Below are 23170 nucleotides of genomic sequence, written 5' to 3'. Positions count from 1 at the left end.
GCCAGGCAAGAAGCGGACGACGACGCGTTGATCAAAGCGCTGCAGGCTCGCGCATGGGATCCGGGCCTGCGATTCGACCGTGCGGACGTCCCTGTTCGCGTGGATCGTCGAGCGTTATGGCAAGCCAAGGTTGGAGCAGGATCGAGACGACATAGTGTCGTACTGCAGTGACGGTACGGTAAAGCAGCGTTGGAGGATGTCACTCGCAGCGATCATCACTCACGGCAAGCACCTCGGACTCATTGAGGAGCACCGCGCGACGGGCCTTTTCAAGCAGCTCTCCGCACGCCGTGATCCCCACACAGGAGTCACCTGGCGGATCCAGGAACCGGGATGGGCCGACCTGGAACCCGAGCGGCCACGTCTTCTCGCCGTCATGGCTGAACGGGGCCTGGAACAACGGCCTGCCCCAGACCTCTTCACGACCCTCACCGGCGGCTGGGCCCCCGACCTGATGGAACAGATCACCTCCGGCCTGAGGGAAGCCCCAGCAGTAGTCCAGGAGCACGCCAAGACTGCACAGTCCTCGCTCCCCAGCAACGTCGTCACACTACGTCGAGCCTGACCCCCACCACGCCCCCGACCTCACCTGGGGTCTGCACATCGACTCCGAGCGGCTGCTGGCTGACCTCGCCTGATCCCCGCGCCCCCAAGAACCACAGAACAGGACAGCCCTTCATATCGCTCGGCGTCTCCCCGCAACGGCTCGCCGAAGCCGAGAACGGCGAGGTCCGGGAGCAGGACTTCGTGGAAACAGTCCGTACGTCCCTGCCGTACGCCTACGACCTCATCGCCCGTCTGGCCGTCGAACTGCGCTCCGGCACCGCGGGATTCGCGGACAACCGGACCCCGCCGCCCTTCGAGAAGGAGCGCGGTCAGCTGCTGCGGGCGCTGTCCAGCGACGCGATCCGCGGCAGCCTGGAACGGCACTTCGGCATCGCCCTCGCCTTCCAGAACTGCCACCGCGTCGCCGCCTTCCGCCCCGAGGCGCGCGGCGGTGAGACCCATACGCGCTTCACCTCTCTGAGCGCGCAGATCCTCAACCAGTCGCCGGAGTTCCGCGACTGCTGAGCCGGTCGGGGGGGTCAGCAGCGGATCGCGACGACGACGCAGCTGTCTCCGTACTGCCAGACCGCGCCGGCCCGCCCGAACCCCGCCTGCCGCAGTAGCCGAACGTGGGCGAACAGGGACAGGCGGACCGCGCTGTCGGCCCCCGCCGCCGGCTGCCAGATCCGGCGTTCGGCGAGGAGGTCGGCCAGTTCGGGGTCCTCGGCGACCGCCGCCCACCAGGAGACCCAGTCCTCGCGGGCGAGGGCCCGCTGCCGCTCGGCCCGGCGGCGTCCGACGCATGCCGCCACCTCGGCGAGCAGAGTGTCGTCCTGCGGGAGGTGGTCGCCGTTGACGAAGACGCCGCCGGGCCGCAGCAACACCGCGAGCTGCCGGTAGACGCGACCCAGCGCGTCCGGGCTCAGGTAGTGCAGGGCGGTTGTCGAGACGGCCGCGTCCAGGGGGCGGTCGAGGCCCAGGGCATACGTCCAGCCGTCCTCGCCGATAACCGTGTCGACGTAGCGGGCCGCGTCGGCGCGGTGAGTGCGGGCCAGCTCCAGCAGCAGGGGGTCCCGGTCCACGGCCACGATGTCCGCGTGCGGCAACCGGCGGGCCAGCCGGGCCGCCAGCGAACCAGGGCCGCAGCCGAGGTCGACAACCAGGGGCCGGTCCGTGCGGCCCGCGGTGATGTGCTCGACGACGTCGGCGATCACCGTGAAGCGGTCTTCACGGTCGACGGCGTATCGCTGCTGCTGGAGTTCCCAGCGCTCCACCCACTTCTCGGCCGTCGCCAGGCTCAGTCCCATCCGGTCGTGCCACCTTGCCGTCTCGCGCCTGCAGTACCCTTCTTCCGGACCCTACAGGTGGAAACGGTTTCCATTACGCGTACTCGCGTCCCGTCACCCGAGAGTGGCAAGGACCGACAGCAGGCGATCGATCTCCTCGACGGTGTTGTAGACGTGCAGGCTCACCCGTACCGACTCGCTCTTCTCCCCCGCACTGCCCTGGCAGTGATGGTCGGATCGGACCATAAACCCGTGGCTGAAGAGGACGAACCCCAGATCGCCGGATCCGATCTCGCGGTGCCGGAAGGTCACGATGCCCTGGCGCCGCTGGACCGGCGAGTCGGCGGCCAGGCTGGCCCGGCAGCCGAGGACCTCGTAGGCGTCCAGGCGGCGCAGCCCGTCGGTGAGGCGGGCCGCCAGGGCGACCGTCCACCGTTCGATCCGGTCGGCGCCCGCGGCCTCCAGCCAGTCCAGTGCGGCGGCCAGCGAGGCGATGCCGACGGTGTTGGGGGTCCCCGACCAACCTCCGGGGGTGAACGCCGGGCCGCGCGCCTGGCGGGCCCAGACCGCCCCCGAGCCGGGCAGGGCCAGGGCCTTGTGCCCGGAGAACACGACGAAGTCGACGTCCAGGTCGGTCACGGACACCGGCAGGTGCCCGATGCTCTGGGCGGCGTCCAGGCAGATGACCGCGTCTGGGCCGACCGCCCGCCGGATGCGGTGGATGTTCATGTTCCCGCCGTAGACGTGGTGGACGTGACTGACGGCGACGAACCTGGTGCGCGGCCCGGCGTGGTCCGCGAGAGCAGTGTGGTCGTAGTCGCCGGATGTCCGCTGGTAGGGCATCGGCAGAATGCGAACGTGCACGTCCTGGAGAGTCAGTTGCTGTCGGGCCTCCAGCCAGGGCTCGATGTTGGCCTGATGATCGGCGACAGGCACGACGATCTCGTCGCCGTCAGCAAGGAGCCCTGGGAGCCAGTCACAGGCGACGGTGCGCAGCCCCTCCGTTGTGCCGCTGGTGAAGTGCACGGCCGACCGGTGCGTGGCCGGGTCGTCCAGGAACCGGCGGACCCGGTCGCGGGTCTGCTCGACCAGGGCCGTGGTCCGGTTGGCCCATGGGTAGGTGCCGCGCCCGGCATTGGCGTTGGTCGTGGTGAGGTAGGTCAGTACGGCGTCGAGGACGGCCTGCGGCTTCTGGGAGGTGGCCGCGCTGTCCAGGTAGGCCAGGTCGGGGTGCCCGGTGACGATCGGGAACTGGGCGCGCAGCGCGCGCTGCCACTCGCTCAACTCCTCGATGGCGGCCGTGCCTTTGGTACACGTGGTCATGTGTGGTCAGTCCCGTACCAGAGGTGCGCCCGCGTCGCGCCAGGCAATGATGCCGCCGGCCAGGCTGCGGACGTCCGGGTGTCCCATCCGGGTCAGCAGCGCGGCATAGCGGGCGGACTTCTCGCCGACCGGGCAGGCCAGCAGCACCGGACGGTTGCGGCTGAAGGGCAGGCCGCCGTGAAGGAGCTCCTCGAACAGTTCGTCGACGATGTTCACCGAGCCGTCGATGTGCAGGGCGGCGAAGGCGAAGGGGCTGCGCAGGTCGACCACGAGGGGGCTGCCGGTGGCGATCCACGTCCGAGCGTCCGTGACACCGATGGCGGGCGCCGCCTGTATCTCGGATTCAGTGAGGTCGGCCGGCGAGTTCGCGCGGCGGGGGCGGCCGAACAGGTCGGGACGCCGTTGCCGTACGTAGCTCAGATAGCTCTCGACCCGGTCACAGACGATGAAGACGGCGGTCTGCCGCTCCGACGACTCGGCATCGACGGCCTTCAGCCGGCGCACGGCGCCGAAGTAGGCGGCTCCTCCGGTGGGTCCGGCCAGGATGCCGCAGCGGCGGTTCAGGGTGAGCATCCCCTCGATCGCGTCATCGGAACCGACCGCCTCGATCGTGTCGTACGTACCAGGGTCGAACAGACCCACTTCGTACGCCTCGTCGATGGTGCGGATGCCGGGGATGAAGTCGGATTTGGCCGCGACCAGTCCGACGACCCGTACGGCGGGATCGTGTTCGCGCAGGACGCGGGCGACGCCGGTGGAGGAGCCGGCCGTGCCCACGCAGGCGATGAACCAGTCGGGAGCCCGGCCGTCCAGGTCCTTGAGAATTTCCGGTCCGGTGCCCGTGAGGTGGGCCTCGGTGTTGCGCGGGTTGAAGTACTGGTCGGTATGCAGGTAGGCGCTGCCGGACTCGGAGAGGGTCTGGTGGAAGAGGGTCAGCGGGTCGTCGGTGGCGGTCGGATCGAGGCATTCACTCTGGCCCGGCAGTTCCTCGATCTCGGCGCCGAGCAGCAGGAGCAGATCCTTGATCTCCGGGACGCGCATCCGGTTGGTGACGCTCTTGAAGGTCAGGCCGTGCATCCCGGCGAGGACGGCGAGGGCCTTGGCGGTGTTGCCGCTGGACAGCTCGACGACCTGGCTGCCGCGCGCGGCCGCGTCGGCCAGATACGGGCCGGCCATGTTCCAGGCGGCCCGGTCCTTGACAGACCCGAACGGGTTGAGCAGCTCCAGCTTGGCGTACAGGTCGATGTGTGCGAGCCCGTGCACGGCCGGGTCGATGCGCACCAGCGGTGTGTTGCCGATGGCCTCGGTGATGCTGTCGTGCCTCACTGCGCTCCCCCCATGTCTACCTCACTGCACTCCGCCCACGGATGTGGTCGGCCAGTACTGGTCGTCCAGGCACCAGCGCCACGCGCTGCCCTCCCGCCAGGCGGCGGCCCTGCGCGCGACGGGCTGCTGCTGGGCCCGGGTGGCGTGGAAGTCCATGCAGTAGCCGGCAGTGTTGGCGAAGGCCATCAGGTCGCCCGGCTCGGGCCGACGCGGCAGGAACACCGTCCGGCGCGTGATCAGGTCGGTCTCCAGGCACAGATTGCCGAAAAGGTGGACGGTGACCGGTCCCGCATCCGCCCGCGCCAGGTCCCGCGGGACGACGACTGGGTCCATCAGGACCCCGTGCTGCTCCAGGGCGATGTCGTCGGCCTTCGCCGCGAGCCGTACGAGGAGTGCGCCGTCGCTCTCCGGCCTACGCACCTCCAGCACCTTCGCCAGGGTCAGCCCGCACTAGTCCAGCAGGGCCCGACCCGGCTCGACGTGCAGGTCGTACAGGTGCTCCAGCAGCAGCGCGGCCAGGGGACGGCCGCCGAAGGACTCGGCCGGGTGAGCAAGCAGTTCGTCCAGGTAACGCGGCCCGGCGACCGGCCGGTGAGCGGGATAGAGGCCGAGCGATCCGCGGATCGTGCCGGCCTCGTTGCGCAGACCGTAGCCGTGTCCGCCCCAGGTCAGGGGCGGCCGGGTGCCCAGAACAGCGCCGGTGAGCTCGGTCGTGTACCGCTCCCACTGCTCGCCGTCGGCAAGATAGTCGACGCCGAATCCTCCGCCGATGTCCGCGGCCGACGGCCGCAGCCCCCTGCTGCGACACTCCTCCAGAACCCGCAGACAGCCCTCCAGCGCCGTCGCCTTCTCGGTGAGGCTCGTCGTGTCCAGGTGGTACGCCACGCCCACCAGGTCGACCACGTCACCGTGCCGCTCGACCGCCTGCAGCAGCCCCTCCAGCTCCCCTACGGGCGTGCCGAAACGGCTGCGTCGGCTCAGCACCCGCACGCCGGACGCCTCGAACCCCGACAGCCGCAGAAGAACACGCGCCCGCGACAGCGCGTGCTTGCGTACCAGCGCGGCCAGCTGCTCCACCTCATCGCGGCCGTCGACACCGACGGTGACCGAGGTGCGGGCGGCCAGCCACAGGAACTCCGGGTTCTTCGGGCCGGTGGCCGTGATCCGGTCGGGGGTGAAGCCGGCGCCGAGTGCGTGCTGCAGCTCCCCCAGCGACGCGACGTCCACGCCGGCGTCGGTGGCTGCCAACCGCCGCAGCAGGGCACTGGACTGATTGGCCTTGTGGGCGAAGAGCACCTGGCCGGACAGCTGATGTCGGCCGTACACCGACCGGAACCGCTCCAGATTCTCGGCGAGTTGATCAGGCACGACCACGTTCAGCGGAGACCCGAGGACTTCGGTGAGTGTGTGCAGCAGCCCGGGGGACTCCAGGAGCGAGCGCAGCCTCTTCCTCAACCGCGGTGCGAGGTACAAGGGCTGCCCGCCCATACCCGGCCCTCCCCCAGCACGTCGGGCCCGTCATCCCGGGCACGGCCTCCCCCTCCCCGCGGTTCGCCGTATAGCCCCTTTCCCATCCTCCGGTCGGTTTACCCCCTATGCCTCCCCAAGTAGGCGATAAGAGAAGGGTTCTCGACCGATCCGGGGCGGGTCCTGGCGGCCGGAATGCAATCCACCGGCGGTGACCCAGTCCTGAGCGGTCGCACGCCCGGTCAAAAGATGGCAACGGTTTTCATCTCTCATTGATCTGAAAATCATTCCCATCTAGCGTCGGGAGTGTCGCCCTACAGCCGGCACGTGTCCCCCGCGCGGCCGACATCGCCCGAAGGAGCCCTCGCATGTCCACCGTCCCCGCCTCCCGTTCCACCCGACCGTCCGCGAGGCTCGTGCTCGTCACCGCGACAGCCGCCCTGACGGCCGTGACGGCGAGCGCCTGCTCGACCTCCTCGTCGAACACCAGCAACACCGCCGCGACCGGCAGCGGCTCGGGCAAGACGATCCAGGTGGTGGCGGCGGAGAACTTCTGGGGCAGCATCGCCTCCCAGCTCGGCGGCAGCCACGTGAAGGTGAGCAGCATCATCACCAACCCGAGCACCGACCCGCACGACTACGAGCCGACCGCCGCCGACGCCCGTACCGTGGCCGGCGCCCAGTACGCGATCGTCAACGGCATCGGCTACGACGCCTGGGCCGACAAGCTGCTCGCCGCCAACCCCGGCAGCGGGCGCACCGAGTTGAAGGTCGGCGACCTGGTCGGGATCAAGCCGGGCGGCAACCCGCATCGCTGGTACTCCCCGGACAACGTCCACCAGGTGATCGAGAAGATCACCGCCGACTACAAGAAGATCGACCCGGCCGACGCCTCCTATTACGACCAGCAGAAGACGACCTTCGAGACCAAGACGCTCGCCGGATACAACAAGCTCATAGCCGACATCAAGGCGAAGTACGCGGGCACCCCGATCGGCGCCTCGGAGTCCATCGTCACGCCGCTGTCGGAGGGCCTGGGGCTGAAGATGCTTACCCCGGAGTCGTTCCTCGACGCGATGAGCGAGGGCTCGGACCCGACGGCCAAGGACAAGGCCACCATCGACGATCAGATCAAGAACAAGAAGATCAAGGTCTACGTCTACAACTCCCAGAACTCCACGCCGGACGTGCAGGCGCAGGTCAAGGCGGCCAAGGCAGAGGGCATCCCGGTCGCCACCGTGACCGAGACCCTCACCCCCGCCGGGGCCAGCTTCCAGCAGTGGCAGACCACTGAGCTGAAGGGCATCGAGCAGGCCCTGGCCAAGGCCACCGGAAAGTGATCTGACGCCATGAACCCGCTAGCGAAGGCCCACGAAGCCGCCGCCCACAACGGCCACGCCGTCCCCACCCGCCGAAGCGGCGGCCATGACACGGGAACCGGAGGCGGCCCGGTCGTCGCCCTGCGCGGCGCCACCGTGCGGGTCGGCGGCCGGATGTTGTGGTCGGGTGTGGACCTTCGCATCGGACCCGGCGAGTTCACCGCTGTCCTCGGTCCCAACGGCGTCGGCAAGTCCACCATGATCAAGGTCCTGTTGGGTGCCGTACCTGCGGCGGCCGGTGAGGTACGAGTGCTTGGTGCCCGGCCCGGGCAGGCCAACGACCGCATCGGCTACCTGCCGCAGCGTCGCAGCTTCGACGCATCCCTGCGGATCCGTGGCATCGACGTGGTACGCCTGGGCCTGGACGGTGACCGATGGGGGGTGCCGCTGCCCTTCCCCAGCGCGCGTCGGCGGGCCGCCCGCGCGCGGGTGGAGGAGGTGATCGCCCTGGTCGGGGCGTCGGCGTACGCACACCGGCCCATCGGACAGTGTTCCGGCGGTGAGCAGCAGCGGCTGCTGATCGCCCAGGCGCTGGTCCGGAGGCCCGACCTGCTGTTGCTGGACGAGCCGTTGGACAGTCTCGACCTGCCCAACCAGAGCGCGGTCGCCGCGCTGATCGGGCGCATCTGCCACCAGGAGGGCGTGTCGGTGGTCATGGTCGCCCATGACGTGAACCCGATACTCCACCACCTGGACCGGGTGGTGTACCTGGCCGAGGGCGGGGCCGCCGCCGGCACTCCAGCCGAGGTCATCACCTCCGAGACGCTGACCCGGCTGTACGGCACACCGGTCGAGGTGCTGCGGACCTCGGACGGCCGGCTGGTCGTGGTGGGCCAGCCGGAGGCGCCCGCGGTGCATACCGACCGGCACGGAAGTTCTCTGGAATCCGGGGGTGGTCATGGTGCTGGCTGACGCGGGAACCGCACCGGCCTGGTCGTGGAACCTCCTCACCGACTTCCAGGAGATGTGGTCGTACCCGTTCATGGTCAACGCGTTCCGCGCGGGCGCGGTCGCGTCCGTGGTCTGCGCGGTGGTGGGGTGGTTCGTGGTGCTGCGGCAGCAGACGTTCGCCGCGCACACCGTCTCCACGGTCGCCTTCCCCGGCGCGGCCGGAGCTGTCCTGCTCGGGGTGAGCGCCGTCTATGGGTACTTCACGCTGTGCGTGGCCGCCGCCCTGGTCATCGCGGCCCTGCGCGGCGGCGGTGACTACGAGGAGTCCGCGCTGATCGGGACGGTGCAGGCGTTCCTGCTCGCCTCCGGCTTCCTCTTCATCGCCCTGTACAAAGGGCTCCTGGAGGGGCCGCAGACCATCCTCTTCGGCACTTTCCTGGGGATCACGTCGTCGCAGGTGACCGTGTTGATGGTGGTCGGCGCGGTGGTGCTCGCCGTGCTGGCGCTGATCGGACGGCCGTTGCTGTTCGCCTCCGTCGACCCGCAGGTGGCCGCCGGGCGCGGGGTGCCGGTCCGCGCGCTGTCGGTGGTCTTCCTCGTCCTGCTCGGCGCGGCCACCGCCGAGGCGAGCCAGATCACCGGGACCCTCCTGGTGTTCGCCCTCATGGTGATTCCGGCCGCCACCGCGCAGGTCCTCACCGCCCGGCCGGGCCTGAGCCTGGCACTGTCCGTCCTGCTGGCGCTCGCCGCCACCTGGCTCGGGCTGACCGCCGCCTACTACGCGCCCTACCCCCTGGGCTTCTTCGTGACGACCATTGCCTTCGCCGGATACCTGCTCGCCCTGGGCTGGCACTCGCTGCGCGAGGTGCTCGGCCGGATCGAGGTCTCGGCTTCCTCCGGGGAGGTGACGGCATGATCACCCTGCTCGCCGCCTCGCCGCTGTCCCAGCCGTTCTTCCAGCACGCCTTCCTCGCCGGAACCGCCATCGCCGCCGCCTCGGGCCTCGTCGGCTATTTCCTGGTCCTGCGCGCCCAGGTCTTCACCGGCGACGCGCTCAGTCACGTCGCCTTCACCGGTGCGATGGCCGCCCTCGCCTTCGGCGCCGACCTTCGCCTGGGCCTGTTCGCCTCGACCATCGCCATAGCACTGCTCTTCGGCACCCTCGGCCGCAGGGCACGGCCCGACGATGTGGTCATCGGGAGCGTGTTCTCCTGGGTCCTGGGCCTGGGCGCCTTCTTCATCACCCTCTACACGAGATCCCACAGCACCACCAACGGCACCGCCGGCGTCAGCGTGCTGTTCGGTTCCATCTTCGGTATCTCCGCCGGCAGCGCGATCGTCGCCGCCCTGGTGGCCGCCGGGGTCGCCCTGCTGGTGGTGCTCATCGCCCGGCCGCTGCTGTTCGCCACGCTCGACGAGGCCGTGGCCGCCGCACGCGGGGTACCGGTCCGCCTGCTCGGCTACGGCTTCCTCGCCCTCGCCGGCATCAGCGCCGCCGAGGCGACCCAGGCCGTCGGCTCCCTGCTCCTGCTCGGCCTGCTCGCCGCCCCCGCAGGCGCCGCGATTCGGCTCACCGACCGGCCCTACCGGGCGCTCGCCCTCTCCGCCGGGCTGGCGGTGCTGGAGATGTGGGCGGGACTGTTCGCCTCGTACGCGGTGCCGAAGATGCCGCCGAGCTTCGCCGTCATGGCCGTTGCCACAGCCGTCTACGCCGCGACGTTCCTGAGACGGCGGCCCGCCCCCTGGCCCGCCCCCGGTCCCCGTACACGAACCGCTGTCCCCACCGGGACTTGAGCGAAAGCACGCCGATGGCACGCAACCGACAGCCCGCCCCCACACCGTTAAACGAAGTCGCGCTGATCGGCCGCCTCACCCAGCAACGCACCATCGTCGTCGAGGCGCTCATCCAGGCCAACGGCTTCGTCAGCGCCCAAGCCCTCCACGGTCAACTCGCCGCCGACAGCTCACCGGTCGGCCTGTCCACGGTCTACCGCACCCTTACCGCCCTGGCCGACGCCGGCCGGGCCGACCTGGTTCGCGACGCCAGCGGGGAACGCCTCTTCCGCTACCGCCCCGGACCCGACCACCGCCACTACCTCATCTGCACCGAATGCGGCCTGAGCCGACCAGTCGACTCCGGCCCGGTCGAGGACTGGGCCGACAACATCGCACAAGCCTCCGGGTTCGCGAACGTCCGGCACACGGTCGAACTCGCCGGAGTGTGTCCGGACTGCGGCCGACGGCATGCTGCAGCCGAACCACTGTGAACTCGAGGGCCACGCTCTTTCCGGCGTGACGGTGTACGTGCTGAACCCGCCACCGGGCGCCGCTCGGCCGGACTGTACGGGCGTTCCGGCCACAACTGGCCGAACGGCTGCACCTTGAACCTCGGTGGCTGCCGACGGGTCAGTCGCAGCAGCCGCACACGTCGTCCGGCTCAGTACGGGCAGCCTTGACCCCAGCGGTGGTAGGGGAAGCGCAGCAACCTTTCCCGCGCCAGGCATCGCTCCCTTCTCTGCCGGCGACTACGGCGATGGCCAGGGCTGCGACCGGATCGGCCCAGGACCACCCGAGAATGGCATTGAGGACCAGACCGGCCAGGAGTACCCCGGACAGGTAAGTGCACAACAGCGTCTGCTTGGAGTCCGCCACCGCCGAGGCCGAGCCGAGTTCGCGTCCTGCCCGGCGCTGAGCAGCGGACAGGAACGGCATAACGGCCAGGGAGACGGCAGCCAGCACGATGCCGGGCACGGAGCGGGTGGCCTCCCCGGTGCCGGTCAGGGCCCGTACGGCATCGACGGCGACGTACGCGGCAAGCACGAAGAACGACAGTGCGATGATCCGCAACGCGGTCTTCTCCCGGGCCTCGCGCACCGCGTGCTCGCGGGCGGAAAACTGCCAGGCGACAGTGGCAGCGGAGGAGACCTCGATGACGGAGTCGAGACCGAAGCCGATCAGCGCGGTGGACGAAGCGAGGGTTCCGGCCGTGAGGGCGACGATCGCCTCGATGGCGTTGTAGGTGATGGTTGCGGCGACCAGCAGCCGTATCCGCTTGGCAAGGGCGCCGCGCCTGGCCGGGTCGGGGCCGAGGGGTATGGATATCTCTGCGGTCATGGTCAGCAGCACCCCTTGTCGTCGGCATCGACGCACGTCCGGTCGTCCTCGACGGCGACCACGGCGGTGCGCAGGTCGTCGAGCGCATGGCCGAGGCGTTCGTCGGCGAGTTCGTAGCGGGTACGGCGGCCGTCGGGGACGGTGACGACCAGGCCGCAGTCGCGCAGGCACGCCAGGTGGTTCGAGAGCCTGGTACGCGAGACGTTCAGTGCGCCAGCGAGGTCGCGGGATAGGCGGGTGCTTCACGCAGGGCGAGCAGGACGCGGCAGCGGATCGGGTCGGCGAGCGCCCGGCCGAACCGGGCCAGCACCTCGATGTCGTAGGCAGTAGTCGGCACCGTTCGACTGTACATGAAATCCTGAATTCAGGAGATCGTGAATGAACGACCCCCTGCTCGCAGTGCCGCGCGCATAGCGCGCCACCACTCGCAACCAGCGCCAGCGACCTCCAGCAAACCAATTAGTAATGGAATCCATTTTCATGTAGCGTCTGTTGTCGTTCACCCTCAAGGAGGACCCCATGGCCGTTCCCAAGCGGAAGATGTCCCGCAGCAACACCCGCCACCGCCGCGCCCAGTGGAAGGCGGCCACGCCGACACTCGTGCCGATCACCGTCGCTGGAGTCCCGTACCTGGTGCCTCAGCGGCTGGTGAGGGCGTACGAGCGCGGGCTGCTGCGCCCCGAGGGCTGACCGTTCATGCCTCATGACCGACTGCCCGTCACCGTCCTGTCCGGATTTCTCGGCGCGGGCAAGACCACCCTCCTCAACCACATCCTCGGCAACCGCGAGGGGCTGCGCGTCGCGGTCATCGTCAACGACATGAGCGAGGTCAACATCGACGCCGCCCTGGTACGCGGCGGAGAGGCAGCCCTGTCGCGCACCGAGGAACGCCTCGTCGAGATGACCAACGGCTGCATCTGCTGCACCCTGCGCGACGACCTGCTTCAGGAGGTCGAACGACTGGCCCGCGAGGGCCGCTTCGACTACCTGCTCATCGAGTCGTCCGGCATCTCCGAACCCATGCCGGTGGCCGCGACGTTCGCCTTCGCCCGCGACGACGGCGCCGCCCTCGGGGAGATCGCCCGCCTGGACACCACGGTCACGGTCGTCGACGCCGCCAACTTCCTGCCCGAGCTGACGAGTGGCGACGAGCTCGTCGAGCGGGGCCTGGACCAGTACGAGGACGACGAACGCACCGTCAGCGACCTACTGATGGACCAGGTCGAGTTCGCCGACGTCATCGTGCTCAACAAACTCGACCTCGTCGACGCGGAGTCGGCCGACCGCCTGCGGGCGACACTCTCCCGCCTCAATCCCGTCGCGCGCGTCGTCCCGGCCGTCCACGGCCGGGTGAGGGTCGGCGACGTACTGGGCACCAGGCTGTTCGACCTGGAACGCGCCCAACAGGCCCCCGGCTGGGTGATGGAGCTCAACGGCGACCATGTCCCCGAGACGGAGGAGTACGGGATCTCCTCGACCGTCTTCCGCTCCGAACTGCCTTTCCACCCCGGTCGGCTGTGGACGTTTGTGACCAAGGAGCTCGACAGCGCCGCATACGGGCAGATCCTGCGCTCCAAGGGGTTCTTCACCCTGTCCAGCCGCCCGCAGGTGACGGGCCTGTGGTCACAGGCCGGCTCCGTGGCGCGTTTCGAGCCCTCCGCCGCCCGCAACGCCGACAGCCCCGGCGGCCAGGAACTGGTCTTCATCGGCACGCACCTTCACGCGGATGCGCTGCACGCGGCACTGAACGACTGCCTCATCGCCCAGGGCGAAAGTCCGCCGCCCGTCGACCCGTTCCCCGCCTGGGACACCCACGGCATAGACGACACCTGCGACCACGAGCGTCACGAAGCAGAGGCAGGCTCCTGAAGACCCCGGGCCGGGCGGTGGACGCAGCCACGGCATCGTCCGGCCCGGCACGGACACCGATCCGGGTGGCCGTCACCCGAGCCGTCGCTCTGACAGCTCGCTTTGAGGAAGAACCCGGCCGACGCACAGATCCCCTCGCTAGCCTGAGCACATCCATGGCGTCGTACAACTGAGCGAGTAGCGTGAGCGATCAGGAATACACCGAGAACCGGTACGGGCTCTTCGACGCCGTGCGTCTCAGCGCCCGAATCCTCGTGCATGTCGTCCTCGGCAGCTTCGCGCTCGTCGCCATCGCCACGGTCGTACAGTTCCTCGGCCCGCTGGTCGCCCTCGACCTCTACACCCCTCCAGTCGCCGCTTGGTGGACGGTCTTCACGGCCGTCGTCGTCCAGGGCGTCCCGTTCTTGCTACTCGGGACGCTCGTCTCCGCGGCCATCGGTGCCTTCGTACCCGAGCGCGTCTTCAGTCGGCTGCTGCCGCGCAGCCCGGCGCTCGCCGTGCCCGTCGCGGGTGCGGCCGGTGCCGTGCTGCCGGGATGCGAGTGCGCGTCCGTGCCGGTGGCCGGAAGCCTGATGCGGCGCGGAGTGGCACCGGCCCCCGCGCTCGCGTTCCTGCTCTCCGCCCCCGCGATCAACCCCGTCGTCCTCGTCGCCACCTCCATCGCCTTCCCGGGGCAGCCGCTGATGGTGGCGGCCCGGCTCGTCGCCTCCCTCAGCACGGCCGTCGTCATGGGCTGGCTGTGGGCCCGCTTCGGGCGGGAGGAGTGGCTGAGGCTGCCCACGACGCGTACGGCCCCCGCGGCCACCTCACGCGGACGTGCCTTCGCGGCGGGGCTGCAGCACGACTTCCTGCATGCCGGGGGCTTCCTCGTGCTCGGCTCGGCGGCCGCGGCGAGCTTCAACATCGTGGTGCCGCGCTCACTCCTTGACGTCTTCACGGGATCCACCTGGCTGTCGGTGCCCCTGCTGGCGCTGCTCGCCGTGATGCTGTGCGTGTGCAGCGAGGCCGATGCCTTCGTGGCAGCGTCGCTGAGCGGGTTCGCGCCGACCGCTCGGCTGGCGTTCATGGTGGTCGGGCCGATGGTCGACCTGAAGCTGATCACCCTCCAGGCGGGCACGTTCGGGCGGGCCTTCGCCGTCCGGTTCTCGTCGGCGACCTGGGCGGTCGCGGTGGTGAGCAGTGCGCTCGTGGGGTGGTGGCTGCTGTGAGGCGGTACGGGCCTGCCGTGCTGTTGCTGTTGGTGGGCGCCGCGGTACTGCGGATCTCGCTGTTCAGTGACCTGTACCTGCGGTACGTGCAGGCTGGGTTGCGGCCGTATCTGATCGCGTCCGGGGTGCTGCTGGGGCTACTCGGACTGGTGGGGGCGGCGATGGCAGCGCGAGCGGCGCGGGAAGGCGCCGTATTCGCGGACGGGGATGCACACCCGGACGAGGACGCACACGACCACGGCCACTCCCACACGGGCGGCCCGCGCTTCGCCTGGCTGCTCACGCTCCCCGCTGCCGCCCTGCTTCTCTTCCCACCGCCCGCGCTCGGCTCCTACAGCGCCGCCCGCGAAGGCGCCCAGCGCGCGGCCGAGGGTGTCGGCACCTTCCCGGCGCTGCCGGCCGACGACCCGGTGGATCTGAGCGTGGCCGCCTTCAGCTCCCGCGCGATCTACGACAGCGGACACTCGCTGACGGGCCACACGGTCCGGCTGACCGGATTCGTCACGCACGGCGACAGCGGCACCTGGTACGTGACCCGGCTCTTGGTCTCGTGCTGCGCGGCCGACGCGACGACGAGCAAGGTGGATGTCCGCGGCGCGAACGCGCCGGAGACGGACACGTGGGTGACGGTGACCGGCACCTGGCACCCCAAGGGCAAGCTGGGATCGTCGGCGGCCTGGCCCCCGCTGCTGGACGCCAAGACGGTCAGACAGGTCACGGAGCCGTCGGACCCGTACGAGAAGCGCTGACGAGGGACAACACAGGCCGGCCGTACGCAGACGACCGGCGCTGGGGGCCGGGGGGTGCCTTTGTCGTTCCTACGCCTATCGCGAGCTGTAAGGCAGCAGAGCCATCTCGCGTGCGCTCTTGATGGCCTGCGCTATCTGCCGCTGCTGCTGACGCGCCACGTAGGTCACCCGACGGCTGCGGATCTTCCCGCGGTCGGAGATGAACTTCCGCAGCAGGCCGGTGTCCTTGTAGTCGATGTACGTGATGCCGGCGGCCTCCAGCGGATTGGCGCGCTGGTGCTTGGCTGTCTGCCGCCGGGTGCTCGTGCTTCGGGGCATGGTCGGATCGGTCCTCTCTCCATGGGATGCGGTCGGACATGCGGGCCATACGGCGACTCACGGGCCACACGAGCGAATGCCGTGCCTTCAGGCCGGGAGCCGCCGGAACAGGGCACAGTTCAGGCCACTGGGTCGAGCAAATCATCGAAGGCGTGCGGCAGTTCTTTCCAGCCCTTCCTGCCCGCCGCGTACTCGTCGTCGGTGAGCAGACACGAGTCGAGCAGTGCCAGCAGGCCCTCGCGGTCCAGGCCGGGCGAGGTGAAGGTGAGGTACTGGCACCGGTCACCGTGCCCGGGGTGCCAGCCCAGAGAGGCTGCGACGCAACGTTCGGCCGGAACCATCTCCCAGGCGGCATCAGGCAGGGCAGCCAGCCAAGGTCCGACCGATTCCACGCACAGCGCGCCACCCTCGGCGTCCCACGACAGCAGCGTGTCGGGGCGGTCGGCCAGCCAAAACCGCCCACGGCTGCGGGCGGCGGCGCAGGTCAGATCCTCCAGCGCGGCGTAGAGGCGTTGTGGATGGAAAGGCCGTTCACGCCGCCAGACGAGGGTGCTCACGCCATGCTCGTCGCACTCCTGCGGCAGCAACGCACACGCGGGATGCAGGCGGGCGGCGGCCGCTGCCACGTCGAAACCCGCCAGCAGAGCGGCCCCCAGGCCACCACCCTCCACGCGCACTCCTCGTGCGCCTGGTGTGAGCTGGGCGAGCAGCGCGTGGTCGCTGTCGTCGGCGGACTCGCCGCCCTCCCCACGCGAGCTGTCCTCGACCAGGGCGATCACCGTGGGGTACTCCAGCTGCCGGGCAAAGGTGTCGGCAATGGTGCGCTGGTCGGTCGGGGCTGCGGCGAGGCCGGCGTCGGCCAGGTCGTCGCCGTTGGCCAGGTACGGCAGGACGAGTGCGGGGTCGACCGTTGTGGCGACCCCGGTCAGCGCCAGCGGTGCGCCCGCGGTCTCGGCTGCCTGTTCGGTTGCGATCACGACGGGAGGCTTCCCGGCCCCGGGAGACCGTTTGCCGTCGGGGGCACTCCTTCGAGGGGTGCCCGGTCAGAAGCCGCCCCTGACCGGGCGGTGCCCGCTACACTCCCACCGCTCGACAACCGCGCAGGTCAAGACGCGAAGTACTGCTGGAGTACTAATACTGCAACGGTGTTTGTTCTGAGTGCTGGTCAGTTTTCAAAGCCCCGAGCGTGGTCGTGGCCCGTGGAGAACGGTCGGCTGCTGCGCACCCAGATCGACCACGTCTTGGTGAGCCGGGATTTCCAGGTGGACTCGGCGCACTTCGTTTCGCTGCCGGGCTCGGACCATCGGGGTCTCGTCGTCGAGCTGGAACTGCACGCGGAATCCAGGTAGTCATGGAGTGCCGGGCCTGTAGTGATGGTGTGCTGCGCGCAGGGCGCGCAGCTGGTCCTCGAAGCTGAACGCGTCCACGGAGCCGACGTACGGCACCGGAAGCCAGACGGCTTTGCCGCTGTGCAGCTTGGCCACGACACGGAGGTTGTGGGTGCTGAGGCGGCGGTCGCCGGGTTGCACCCGCAGGTCCTCGAAGCGGTCGATCTCGTCCCATTCCAGTCGGTGCCACCGCAGCACCGTGCGGTACCGCAGCCCCTCCTGGCCCGCCTCCAGGCGGCGCCCGAGGAACCCGAAAGCCGTTATCAGGGTCCCCACAGCGAGGACCGAGGAGCAGCCCACCCACTGGTCGTGCCCCGGAACACCGAGACCGGCCGCGACCCCTGCCCCGATCGCCGCCAGCGCGGCCAGCGCGGTTGCCCAGCGTGCGGACGCGCCCAGGATGCGGAAGGACAGCTCAGCATTGCTTGTCATCCTGGTGATCCTTCCATCCGCCTGCCGCCGTGCGTAGATCCCGTCAGGCCGCAATGTGATGACCATGCCCCCGGTGCGGGACGGCACGGCCGTCCACGGCTGATCTCAGCGTCTGCTGTCGCCGGGCGCGGGCAGTCTGGCCCGACACCCTGCCCGCCCTCGTTCTTGACGCGATCCGTCGGACAATCAGGGGCTGCATGCACCTCGTGCGTCGCTGTGCTTAGGGCCTGTCCGGCGGATCTTCGTGGCGTCCCCGGTCGCATATGCTGAGGCCGTCGCTTCTGATACCCGGCGCCCCGTCAAGGAAGACCAGTTGACTCCACATTCCCTTGCGTTCTACATGGACGTGGTCGCCTCCGGAACGGTGCTCGGTGCCAATCCGACGGACAGTCCCGACCGGGTGACCGCGATGCTGGGTTCCGATTTCGCCGAGAACTCCCTTGACGACCACAGTATGTGGCGCGACTACGGAATGGCTGAGTTCTTCTGGATTCGGGAAACACCGGACCATCCATGGGAGGGGCACCACTTCACCTTGCAGGTGCATCGGCTGTCGTACTTGGGCGGCAGCATCGTCAACAGGGCAATTCGCGACCAGTACGGGCGCTTCGACCGCCACCTCCGGTTCGACAAACTGGAGCGGCTGCTGGGGAAGCACGGTATACCCCTGGAAGACGCCCCGGACGTGAATGCTCCGACCTTCACACGGCACTGGCAGCCTGCTTCACAGGTGTCCGTCATGGTGTTCCGGGCTCACGAAGAATGGCGACAGCGTCGGCGCGGCGACGACCGTATCGGAGATGTGTACACCATCCAGTCATCGGTGAGTGCCGAAGGGGTGGCGCGGGAAAGGGAGCGCTACGGCCGTCAGGACAGCCGGGAGCTGTCCGGCAGGTCCTCATCGGAGCTATAGCCGCATCGCGGCGAAGGTGACGGTGCCGTGGAAGACATACGCTCTCTTGTCGTACCTGGTCGCCACGGCCCGGGAGCCCTTGAGCGCATTGATCGTCCGTTTGCCACGCTTCATGATCACCTTGAGCCTTGGGTCAACTTCGGACGTCTCCTCGATCGGTCGAGCGCATCTGGTCCTGTCGGAGCACACTCCATCTCCTACCTGAAGCACAGTGAGTTCAAGGAGGGTTACATAGCTCGTGCGATCGAGCTGGCTGACGAGGTTAGTCGCTACGGGCGTCACGTGATCCTGAACGGCCCGGCGGAACTCGAACCCTTTGTGACCAAGGTGACGGAGCTGTCCGGTGGGCCTTGCCGCGCGCGGGGAGCTGGAGGTGCCGATCGCCCGCACCTACCCGCTGGAGCAGGTGCGAGACGCGTTCCGCGAGCTGGAGCGGCAGCACACCCACGGCAAGATCGTGCTCCGGCCCTAGGCGCTGTCGTCACATGTCACGCCCACACCAGGAGCGATGCGAGGGTGACGGCTGACTTGGAGGAACCGGCGGTCTTGTGTATCGGGTGGCGATGCCACGCCACTGCTTCAGCCGGTTGAAGCACCGTTCCACCACGTGGCGCCGCTTGTATATCTACTGGCCGAAGGTTGATGGTCGGCCGCCGCGGCTGCTGCGCCGTGAACTGGGTGCAGTCGCTGGCGTTGCCGCCTGTGAACACCAGAGCGAGGGGTCGGCCGACGGCGTCACAGACCAGACGTCTCTTGCTGGTCAGCCCACCTTGCGAACGTCCGAGGGCACGGCGCCCTCCCTTTTTTCGGGCTCCGGCGGCGTGGCGGTGGGCCCGCACGATCGTGGAGTCGACCGACACCAGCCAGTCGGTGTCGCCCGCCGCATCCGCCTGGGCCTGCGCTGCCTTCAGCATCCGCTCGAACGTACCGTCCTTGGCCCACCTGTGGAATCGGGTGTGCAGCGTGGCCCACGGTCCGTACCGCTCGGGCACATCCCGCCACGCCACCCCGGTACGGACCTTCCACACGATCCCGTTCAGAATGGTCCGGTCGTCCAGCCGCTTGCGGCCCAACAGCGGCACCAACAGCAGCGGTCGGCCGAACTCCCGCTCTCCTTCGGTCAGTTCATGGCGACGTATCGCCCGACCATGACCCCTCGCCAAGATCACCTGATCATGAGCTCTGCCGGAGCGGGCGTAATGGGCGAGGGACGTAATAGCCTCCCGGGTGGACTGGGAACAGATCATCGAAGCCTTCATCCCGGTCTCGGCAGGGCTCTCTGGTTGGAGCTTCGTAGTGGCGTGGACCAACTTCCGCATCCTTGTCCCGTGTTCGAGATGTGGGCTGGGTGCGGGTTGGTGCTGGTCACGATCCGATCGCTGCGGCGTTTCGGATCGCTCCTCAGCTGATCCGCCAGGGACGGAGCTTCTCGGGGTTTCGCACCGCCCAGATACGCCTGATCCGGTCGCCCGCGATCTCGAACGCGAACACGGTCGCGATGTTGCCGTCCTGCTGCGCTACCAAGCCGGGCAGGCCGTTGACCGTGCATTCCAGGAACGTCGTGCGATCGCCCGACACACGGGCGATCTCGGCGTAGGCACGTGCGATCTGCTCACCGCCCACGATCGGGTGCTGGTGGGTGACGGCCAGCCCGCCGCCGTCGGCGGTCGCGGTGGCGTCGGGGTCGAGCAGGCTGATCAGGGCGTCGATGTCCTTGGCCTCCCACGCCGTTCTGAACTGCCTGACGATGCCGGCCTGCTCGGTACTCGGGCCCGCCGGGGTCTGCGCGGTGCGGATGCGACGGCGGGCGGACGAGGCCAGTTGGCGGCACGCCGCCGGAGTGCGGCCCACGATCTCGGCGACTTCGCCGAAGGGGTAGCGGAAGACGTCGTGCAGGACGAACGCGACGCGCTCGGACGGGGTCATCGAATCGAGGACGACCAGGAAGGCCATCGTCACTGACTCGTCGAGGGTGACCCGATCGACCGGGTCGATCCCGCCGACGCCGGAGCGCCCGGTGATCCATTCCGTGGGCTCGGGCAGTGGTTCCGGGATCCAGTCGCCCACGTACGTCTCCCGCCTGGCCCGCGCCGAGCGGAGCAGGTTCAGGCAGATGCGGCTGGCGACCGTCACCAGCCAGGCGCCGGGCGACTCGATGGCCTGCTGCTCCCGTGCGGACATGGCGTACCAGCGGGCGTAGGTCTCCTGCACGACGTCCTCGGCGTCGGCAAGGGACCCGAGGAGTCGATAGCCGAGGTTGATCAGCTGGCGCCGCTCGCTCATGATCGCGCTGAGGCCCGGATCGCTCTGATCGTCGCCGTGCTCGGCTCTGTTGGTCATGGTCTGGCCGTCTCCCTCGCTCGCTTGTGTGCCTCTACCCGTTACGACAGGACAGCGCATCGGAATGTGAGGCCGACGCGCCGCCTCACATTCCGCAGGGCTGCGTTGTCGTAACGGTGAGGACGACAACAAGACGGAGAGGTGACTCCAATGAACGACTTCCAGGCCATCGCGGATCGCGTCGAGATCGAGGCACTGCGCGGCGAGTTCACCGACGCGGCGATGATGCGCGACCGACCCCGCCTGGCGTCGCTGTTCACACCGGACGGTGCCCTGCGCATGCCCAACATCCCCGCCGAGTTGATCGGCCGCGAGGAGATCCGTGCCGGGGGCGAGCGGCTGCAAAGCCAGTGGGACTTCTTCGTACAGACCACACACCCCGGCACGATCCTGCTCGACGGCGACACCGCGACCGGCCGCGCCTACATCCAAGAACTCGCGCGCACCCTCGACGGACGCCAGGGTCTGAACTACGCCGTCTACCATGACCGTTACCAGCGCACCGCGGAGGGCTGGAAGTTCGCCGAGCGGGTGTACGAGGTCAGGTACCTCGACGCCTCCCCGCTGGCGGGCTCGGCGCCCCAGGCGGCGCGAGGTTCCGGGACCAGCCCGGCAGATGCCACGGCCACCCCGGCTCCGGCCGCGTCCTTCGCCGACCCGGCATCGGCCGAACGACTGGAGCGGGTAGCCGCCGCGTTGCGTGCGGGCGGCTTCGCCGCCGAGATCCTCGACGACTCCGCGGCCGCGCGCGCCCGCATCAAGGACTTGGTCCCTGAAGGCGCCAGCGTACTCACCGGAGCCAGCGAGACCCTCCGACTGTCCGGCATCGACGAGGACATCAACGCCGGCGGCCGGTACGACGCCATCAGGCCGCGCGTCCTGGCCATCGACCGTGCCACCGGCGCCGACGAGATCCGAAGGCTGGTCGCCAGCCCCGAATTCGTCGTCAACAGCGTCGCCGCGGTCACCGAGACCGGCTCGCTCGTTCTTGCCTCGGGCAGCGGCAGCCAACTCCCTGCCAACGTCGGCGGCGCCGCCCACGCGGTCTGGATCGTCGGCGCGCAGAAGGTGGTGCCTGACCTGAGCACAGCGCTGCGCCGCGTCGAGGAGCACGCCCTCCCGCTGGAGAACGCCCGCGCCCAGGCGGTGTACGGGATGCCCAGCGCCGTCAACCACCTGCTCATCCTCAACGCGGAAGCCCGCCCAGGGCGCGGCACCGTGCTGCTTCTCCGAGAGGCCATTGGATACTGACCCGGCCCAGGGTCCGTTTGACTCACAGGCTCAGAGCCATTCATTGACGGCGCCGATCTGGGCGGCGGCTTCGTAGCGGACTGCGAGCTTGTCGTACGGGGTCGCCACGGCCCTGTGCCGCTTGAGGCGGTTGAGGCGGTTGAGGCGGTTGAGGCGGTTAATTCCGAATTCCACGGCGTGACGGCGCTTGTACAGCTCCTGGGCGAAGCTGTACTCGCGTCCGCCGTGCGAGCCCTGCTTCCTCCGGTTCGATCGCTGGTCGTCCTTGACCGGGATCACGGCCTTGATCCCGCGCCGCGCAAGCAGCGGGGTGAGGCGGCGAGCGTGGGCGCGTTGGCGGGGGCCGTTTACGGCTGGAAGTACTCCGCCATCAGGCGGCTTACCCATTCCGGCTGCTTGATGTTCACCGTGCGGAACTCCGCCATCCTCGGCTTCAGGTCGATGACCGGGGTGCCGGAGACCGCGTCGAGGCCCACCACCGTCAGTTCGCGGCCGTGGACGGATTCGATGGCGCAGCACGGGACCTCCACGTGGGAAAAGCCCTCCAGGCCCTGGAGGCACGCCTCGCCGAAGCGCTCGTCGATGGTGATCGTGCTGCGGACGGCACCCCAGTTGTCCGTGTGCTGAACGTCCGTCCGGTTGTTCCGGACTGTACCTATCGGTGTGACCTCGAAGCCTGGCATGGCAAGGTTCTATCTCTTTGGCCACCGTCGTGCCCAGATGAGGATGGCGGCGAGGTGGAGTGCGGCCTGGTAGGCGAGGGCGAGTTTGTCGCACCGTAGGGCCAGGCCGTGCCACTGCTCGAGGCGGTCGATCCAGCGTTCGACGGTGTTGCGCTGCTTGTACGCATCAGCGTCGAAGTCGGGCGGGCGGCCGCCTTTGCGGCCCCGCCGCAGGCGTTGCCCGATCTGGTAGGACAGCTGGGGGATTACTGCGTTGATCCCGCGCCGTCGCAGGTGACCGCGGATGGCGCGGGAGGAGTAGGCGCAGTCGGCCGGGACTGTGGTGGGGCGGGTGCGGGGCCTGTCCGGGCCGGTGCGGGGCACGCGGATGCGGGCCATGACGGTCTCGAAGGCCGGTGCGTCACCGGCCTGACCCGCTGTGGCGGCGAAGGCAAGGCGGCGTGCGCCGCCGTCTGCGGCAATTGCGAGCGGTCTGGAACGAGCCGAGCTCGTCGGGAAGATCCCGCCAGAGCGAACCGGTGTGGTACTTCCACGCGATGGCCTCCAGGGTGCGTCGATGGTCGGCCCACCACCGCCCGCGGACCGGGTCAGCCGACATCAACGGCTCGATCCGAGCCCACATCGCATGAGTGATCACTAATCGGACAGATACATCCGATCAACCGACAACCCGACCTAAGAGACACG

Annotated in this window: 24 protein-coding genes and 6 pseudogenes; 15 read left to right on the top strand and 15 right to left on the bottom strand. The window is 69.1% G+C overall.

The genetic code is table 11. The annotated features are described in order from the left end of the window. Positions 1-196 precede the first annotated feature (196 nt). The gene (locus tag ACFZDJ_RS52200; RefSeq protein WP_390938774.1) at positions 197-565 is read left to right on the top strand and encodes a hypothetical protein; all 369 of its coding nucleotides are present in this window, start codon (positions 197-199) and stop codon (positions 563-565) included. A gap of 113 nt (positions 566-678) precedes the next feature. Further along, entirely contained in the window at positions 679-1071 is a 393-nt protein-coding gene (locus ACFZDJ_RS52195; protein ID WP_391070133.1) for an SCO5389 family protein, read from the top strand. A gap of 14 nt (positions 1072-1085) precedes the next feature. On the opposite strand, the gene ACFZDJ_RS52190 is transcribed toward ACFZDJ_RS52195, so the two are convergent. The 4 genes and pseudogenes from ACFZDJ_RS52190 to ACFZDJ_RS52175 all read right to left on the bottom strand — a co-directional run bounded on the left by ACFZDJ_RS52190 (position 1086) and on the right by ACFZDJ_RS52175 (position 5969). Beyond that, positions 1086-1853: a methyltransferase domain-containing protein gene (locus ACFZDJ_RS52190; RefSeq protein ID WP_391070129.1), complete on the bottom strand. Its 768-nt coding sequence runs from the start codon at positions 1851-1853 to the stop codon at positions 1086-1088. A 93-nt stretch (positions 1854-1946) separates the two neighbouring features. Then, complete coding sequence (locus ACFZDJ_RS52185; protein WP_390938773.1) at positions 1947-3155, bottom strand: aminotransferase class V-fold PLP-dependent enzyme; 1209 nt, start codon at positions 3153-3155, stop codon at positions 1947-1949. Between the two features lie 6 nt (positions 3156-3161). Next, positions 3162-4481 carry a pyridoxal-phosphate dependent enzyme gene (locus ACFZDJ_RS52180; protein ID WP_391070127.1) on the bottom strand — a complete coding sequence of 440 codons (1320 nt, stop codon included), beginning with the start codon at positions 4479-4481 and terminating at the stop codon, positions 3162-3164. A 21-nt stretch (positions 4482-4502) separates the two neighbouring features. Further along, positions 4503-5969, bottom strand: a pseudogene (locus ACFZDJ_RS52175) (Y4yA family PLP-dependent enzyme). Positions 5970-6316: 347 nt separating this feature from the next. Between ACFZDJ_RS52175 and ACFZDJ_RS52170 the strand changes: the two are divergent. Genes ACFZDJ_RS52170 through ACFZDJ_RS52150 form a run of 5 tightly spaced genes read left to right on the top strand, consistent with a single transcriptional unit; the run spans position 6317 to position 10485 of the window. Continuing rightward, positions 6317-7288 (top strand): metal ABC transporter solute-binding protein, Zn/Mn family, encoded by a 972-nt coding sequence (locus tag ACFZDJ_RS52170; RefSeq protein WP_391070125.1) that lies wholly within the window; start codon positions 6317-6319, stop codon positions 7286-7288. A 9-nt stretch (positions 7289-7297) separates the two neighbouring features. Then, positions 7298-8239, top strand: a complete 942-nt coding sequence (locus ACFZDJ_RS52165) for an ATP-binding cassette domain-containing protein (protein WP_390938768.1) — start codon at positions 7298-7300, stop codon at positions 8237-8239. Further along, on the top strand, positions 8226-9134 hold the full coding sequence (locus tag ACFZDJ_RS52160; protein WP_390938766.1) for a metal ABC transporter permease: 909 nt from the start codon (positions 8226-8228) through the stop codon (positions 9132-9134). The genes ACFZDJ_RS52165 and ACFZDJ_RS52160 overlap by 14 nt, the downstream gene beginning before the upstream one ends. Then, entirely contained in the window at positions 9131-10012 is an 882-nt protein-coding gene (locus tag ACFZDJ_RS52155; RefSeq protein ID WP_391070124.1) for a metal ABC transporter permease, read from the top strand. Before ACFZDJ_RS52160 ends, ACFZDJ_RS52155 begins: the two co-directional genes overlap by 4 nt. 14 nt (positions 10013-10026) lie before the next feature. After that, on the top strand, positions 10027-10485 hold the full coding sequence (locus ACFZDJ_RS52150) for a transcriptional repressor (RefSeq protein WP_391070123.1): 459 nt from the start codon (positions 10027-10029) through the stop codon (positions 10483-10485). Between the two features lie 139 nt (positions 10486-10624). Here the strand turns inward: ACFZDJ_RS52150 and ACFZDJ_RS52145 are convergent, their stop codons facing one another. Together ACFZDJ_RS52145 and ACFZDJ_RS52140 are read right to left on the bottom strand one after the other, a co-directional pair. Continuing rightward, positions 10625-11332, bottom strand: a complete 708-nt coding sequence (locus tag ACFZDJ_RS52145; RefSeq protein ID WP_391070121.1) for a cation transporter — start codon at positions 11330-11332, stop codon at positions 10625-10627. A gap of 2 nt (positions 11333-11334) precedes the next feature. Then, positions 11335-11669: pseudogene (locus tag ACFZDJ_RS52140) on the bottom strand (ArsR/SmtB family transcription factor). Positions 11670-11851: 182 nt separating this feature from the next. On the opposite strand from ACFZDJ_RS52140, the gene rpmF reads away from it, so the two are divergent. The 4 genes from rpmF (at position 11852) to ACFZDJ_RS52120 (ending at position 15158) form a co-directional block, all read left to right on the top strand. Continuing rightward, the gene (rpmF, locus tag ACFZDJ_RS52135; protein ID WP_390938756.1) at positions 11852-12022 is read left to right on the top strand and encodes a 50S ribosomal protein L32; all 171 of its coding nucleotides are present in this window, start codon (positions 11852-11854) and stop codon (positions 12020-12022) included. Positions 12023-12028: 6 nt separating this feature from the next. Next, positions 12029-13201: a GTP-binding protein gene (locus ACFZDJ_RS52130; RefSeq protein WP_391070119.1), complete on the top strand. Its 1173-nt coding sequence runs from the start codon at positions 12029-12031 to the stop codon at positions 13199-13201. 182 nt (positions 13202-13383) lie between these two features. Further along, the gene (locus ACFZDJ_RS52125; protein WP_390938752.1) at positions 13384-14409 is read left to right on the top strand and encodes a permease; all 1026 of its coding nucleotides are present in this window, start codon (positions 13384-13386) and stop codon (positions 14407-14409) included. Then, on the top strand, positions 14406-15158 hold the full coding sequence (locus tag ACFZDJ_RS52120; protein WP_390938898.1) for a TIGR03943 family putative permease subunit: 753 nt from the start codon (positions 14406-14408) through the stop codon (positions 15156-15158). Before ACFZDJ_RS52125 ends, ACFZDJ_RS52120 begins: the two co-directional genes overlap by 4 nt. 75 nt (positions 15159-15233) lie before the next feature. Here ACFZDJ_RS52120 and rpsR read toward each other — a convergent pair whose 3' ends face one another. Continuing rightward, positions 15234-15476, bottom strand: a complete 243-nt coding sequence (gene rpsR / locus ACFZDJ_RS52115; protein ID WP_390938750.1) for a 30S ribosomal protein S18 — start codon at positions 15474-15476, stop codon at positions 15234-15236. Positions 15477-15595: 119 nt separating this feature from the next. Further along, a pseudogene (locus ACFZDJ_RS52110) lies at positions 15596-16423 on the bottom strand (GTP-binding protein); the annotation flags it as partial. A gap of 252 nt (positions 16424-16675) precedes the next feature. On the opposite strand from ACFZDJ_RS52110, the gene ACFZDJ_RS52105 reads away from it, so the two are divergent. After that, entirely contained in the window at positions 16676-16825 is a 150-nt protein-coding gene (locus ACFZDJ_RS52105; RefSeq protein ID WP_180293013.1) for a hypothetical protein, read from the top strand. On the opposite strand, the gene ACFZDJ_RS52100 is transcribed toward ACFZDJ_RS52105, so the two are convergent. Further along, positions 16826-17296: a hypothetical protein gene (locus ACFZDJ_RS52100; protein ID WP_391070117.1), complete on the bottom strand. Its 471-nt coding sequence runs from the start codon at positions 17294-17296 to the stop codon at positions 16826-16828. A 340-nt stretch (positions 17297-17636) separates the two neighbouring features. Here ACFZDJ_RS52100 and ACFZDJ_RS52095 point away from each other — a divergent pair, with 340 nt between their 5' ends. Continuing rightward, positions 17637-18209, top strand: a complete 573-nt coding sequence (locus tag ACFZDJ_RS52095; protein WP_391070115.1) for a hypothetical protein — start codon at positions 17637-17639, stop codon at positions 18207-18209. Here ACFZDJ_RS52095 and ACFZDJ_RS52090 read toward each other — a convergent pair. After that, a pseudogene (locus tag ACFZDJ_RS52090) lies at positions 18204-18311 on the bottom strand (IS5/IS1182 family transposase); the annotation flags it as partial. The gene ACFZDJ_RS52095 and the pseudogene ACFZDJ_RS52090 sit on opposite strands and share 6 nt — an antisense overlap. Before the next feature lie 241 nt (positions 18312-18552). Between ACFZDJ_RS52090 and ACFZDJ_RS52085 the strand changes: the two are divergent. Then, on the top strand, positions 18553-18681 hold the full coding sequence (locus tag ACFZDJ_RS52085) for a zinc-binding dehydrogenase (protein WP_390938742.1): 129 nt from the start codon (positions 18553-18555) through the stop codon (positions 18679-18681). 16 nt (positions 18682-18697) lie between these two features. Here the strand turns inward: ACFZDJ_RS52085 and ACFZDJ_RS52080 are convergent. Next, positions 18698-19348 (bottom strand): annotated as a pseudogene (locus ACFZDJ_RS52080) (IS5 family transposase). Between the two features lie 262 nt (positions 19349-19610). Continuing rightward, the gene (gene sigJ, locus ACFZDJ_RS52075) at positions 19611-20549 is read right to left on the bottom strand and encodes an RNA polymerase sigma factor SigJ (RefSeq protein ID WP_391070114.1); all 939 of its coding nucleotides are present in this window, start codon (positions 20547-20549) and stop codon (positions 19611-19613) included. Between the two features lie 150 nt (positions 20550-20699). On the opposite strand from sigJ, the gene ACFZDJ_RS52070 reads away from it, so the two are divergent. Further along, positions 20700-21800: a nuclear transport factor 2 family protein gene (locus ACFZDJ_RS52070; protein WP_391070112.1), complete on the top strand. Its 1101-nt coding sequence runs from the start codon at positions 20700-20702 to the stop codon at positions 21798-21800. A gap of 30 nt (positions 21801-21830) precedes the next feature. Here ACFZDJ_RS52070 and ACFZDJ_RS52065 read toward each other — a convergent pair whose 3' ends face one another. The 3 genes and pseudogenes from ACFZDJ_RS52065 to ACFZDJ_RS52055 all read right to left on the bottom strand — a co-directional run bounded on the left by ACFZDJ_RS52065 (position 21831) and on the right by ACFZDJ_RS52055 (position 23105). Next, entirely contained in the window at positions 21831-22079 is a 249-nt protein-coding gene (locus tag ACFZDJ_RS52065) for a hypothetical protein (RefSeq protein WP_391070110.1), read from the bottom strand. 68 nt (positions 22080-22147) lie between these two features. Continuing rightward, positions 22148-22483 carry an S-adenosylmethionine-dependent methyltransferase gene (locus ACFZDJ_RS52060; RefSeq protein ID WP_391070109.1) on the bottom strand — a complete coding sequence of 112 codons (336 nt, stop codon included), beginning with the start codon at positions 22481-22483 and terminating at the stop codon, positions 22148-22150. Positions 22484-22492: 9 nt separating this feature from the next. After that, positions 22493-23105: pseudogene (locus ACFZDJ_RS52055) on the bottom strand (transposase). Between the last annotated feature and the right edge of the window lie 65 nt (positions 23106-23170).

Origin of the sequence: Streptomyces sp. NPDC007896, from assembly GCF_042959425.1 — a bacterium.
Taxonomy (GTDB): Bacteria; Actinomycetota; Actinomycetes; order Streptomycetales; family Streptomycetaceae; genus Streptomyces.
This window is presented reverse-complemented; position numbering and strand designations above follow the sequence as displayed.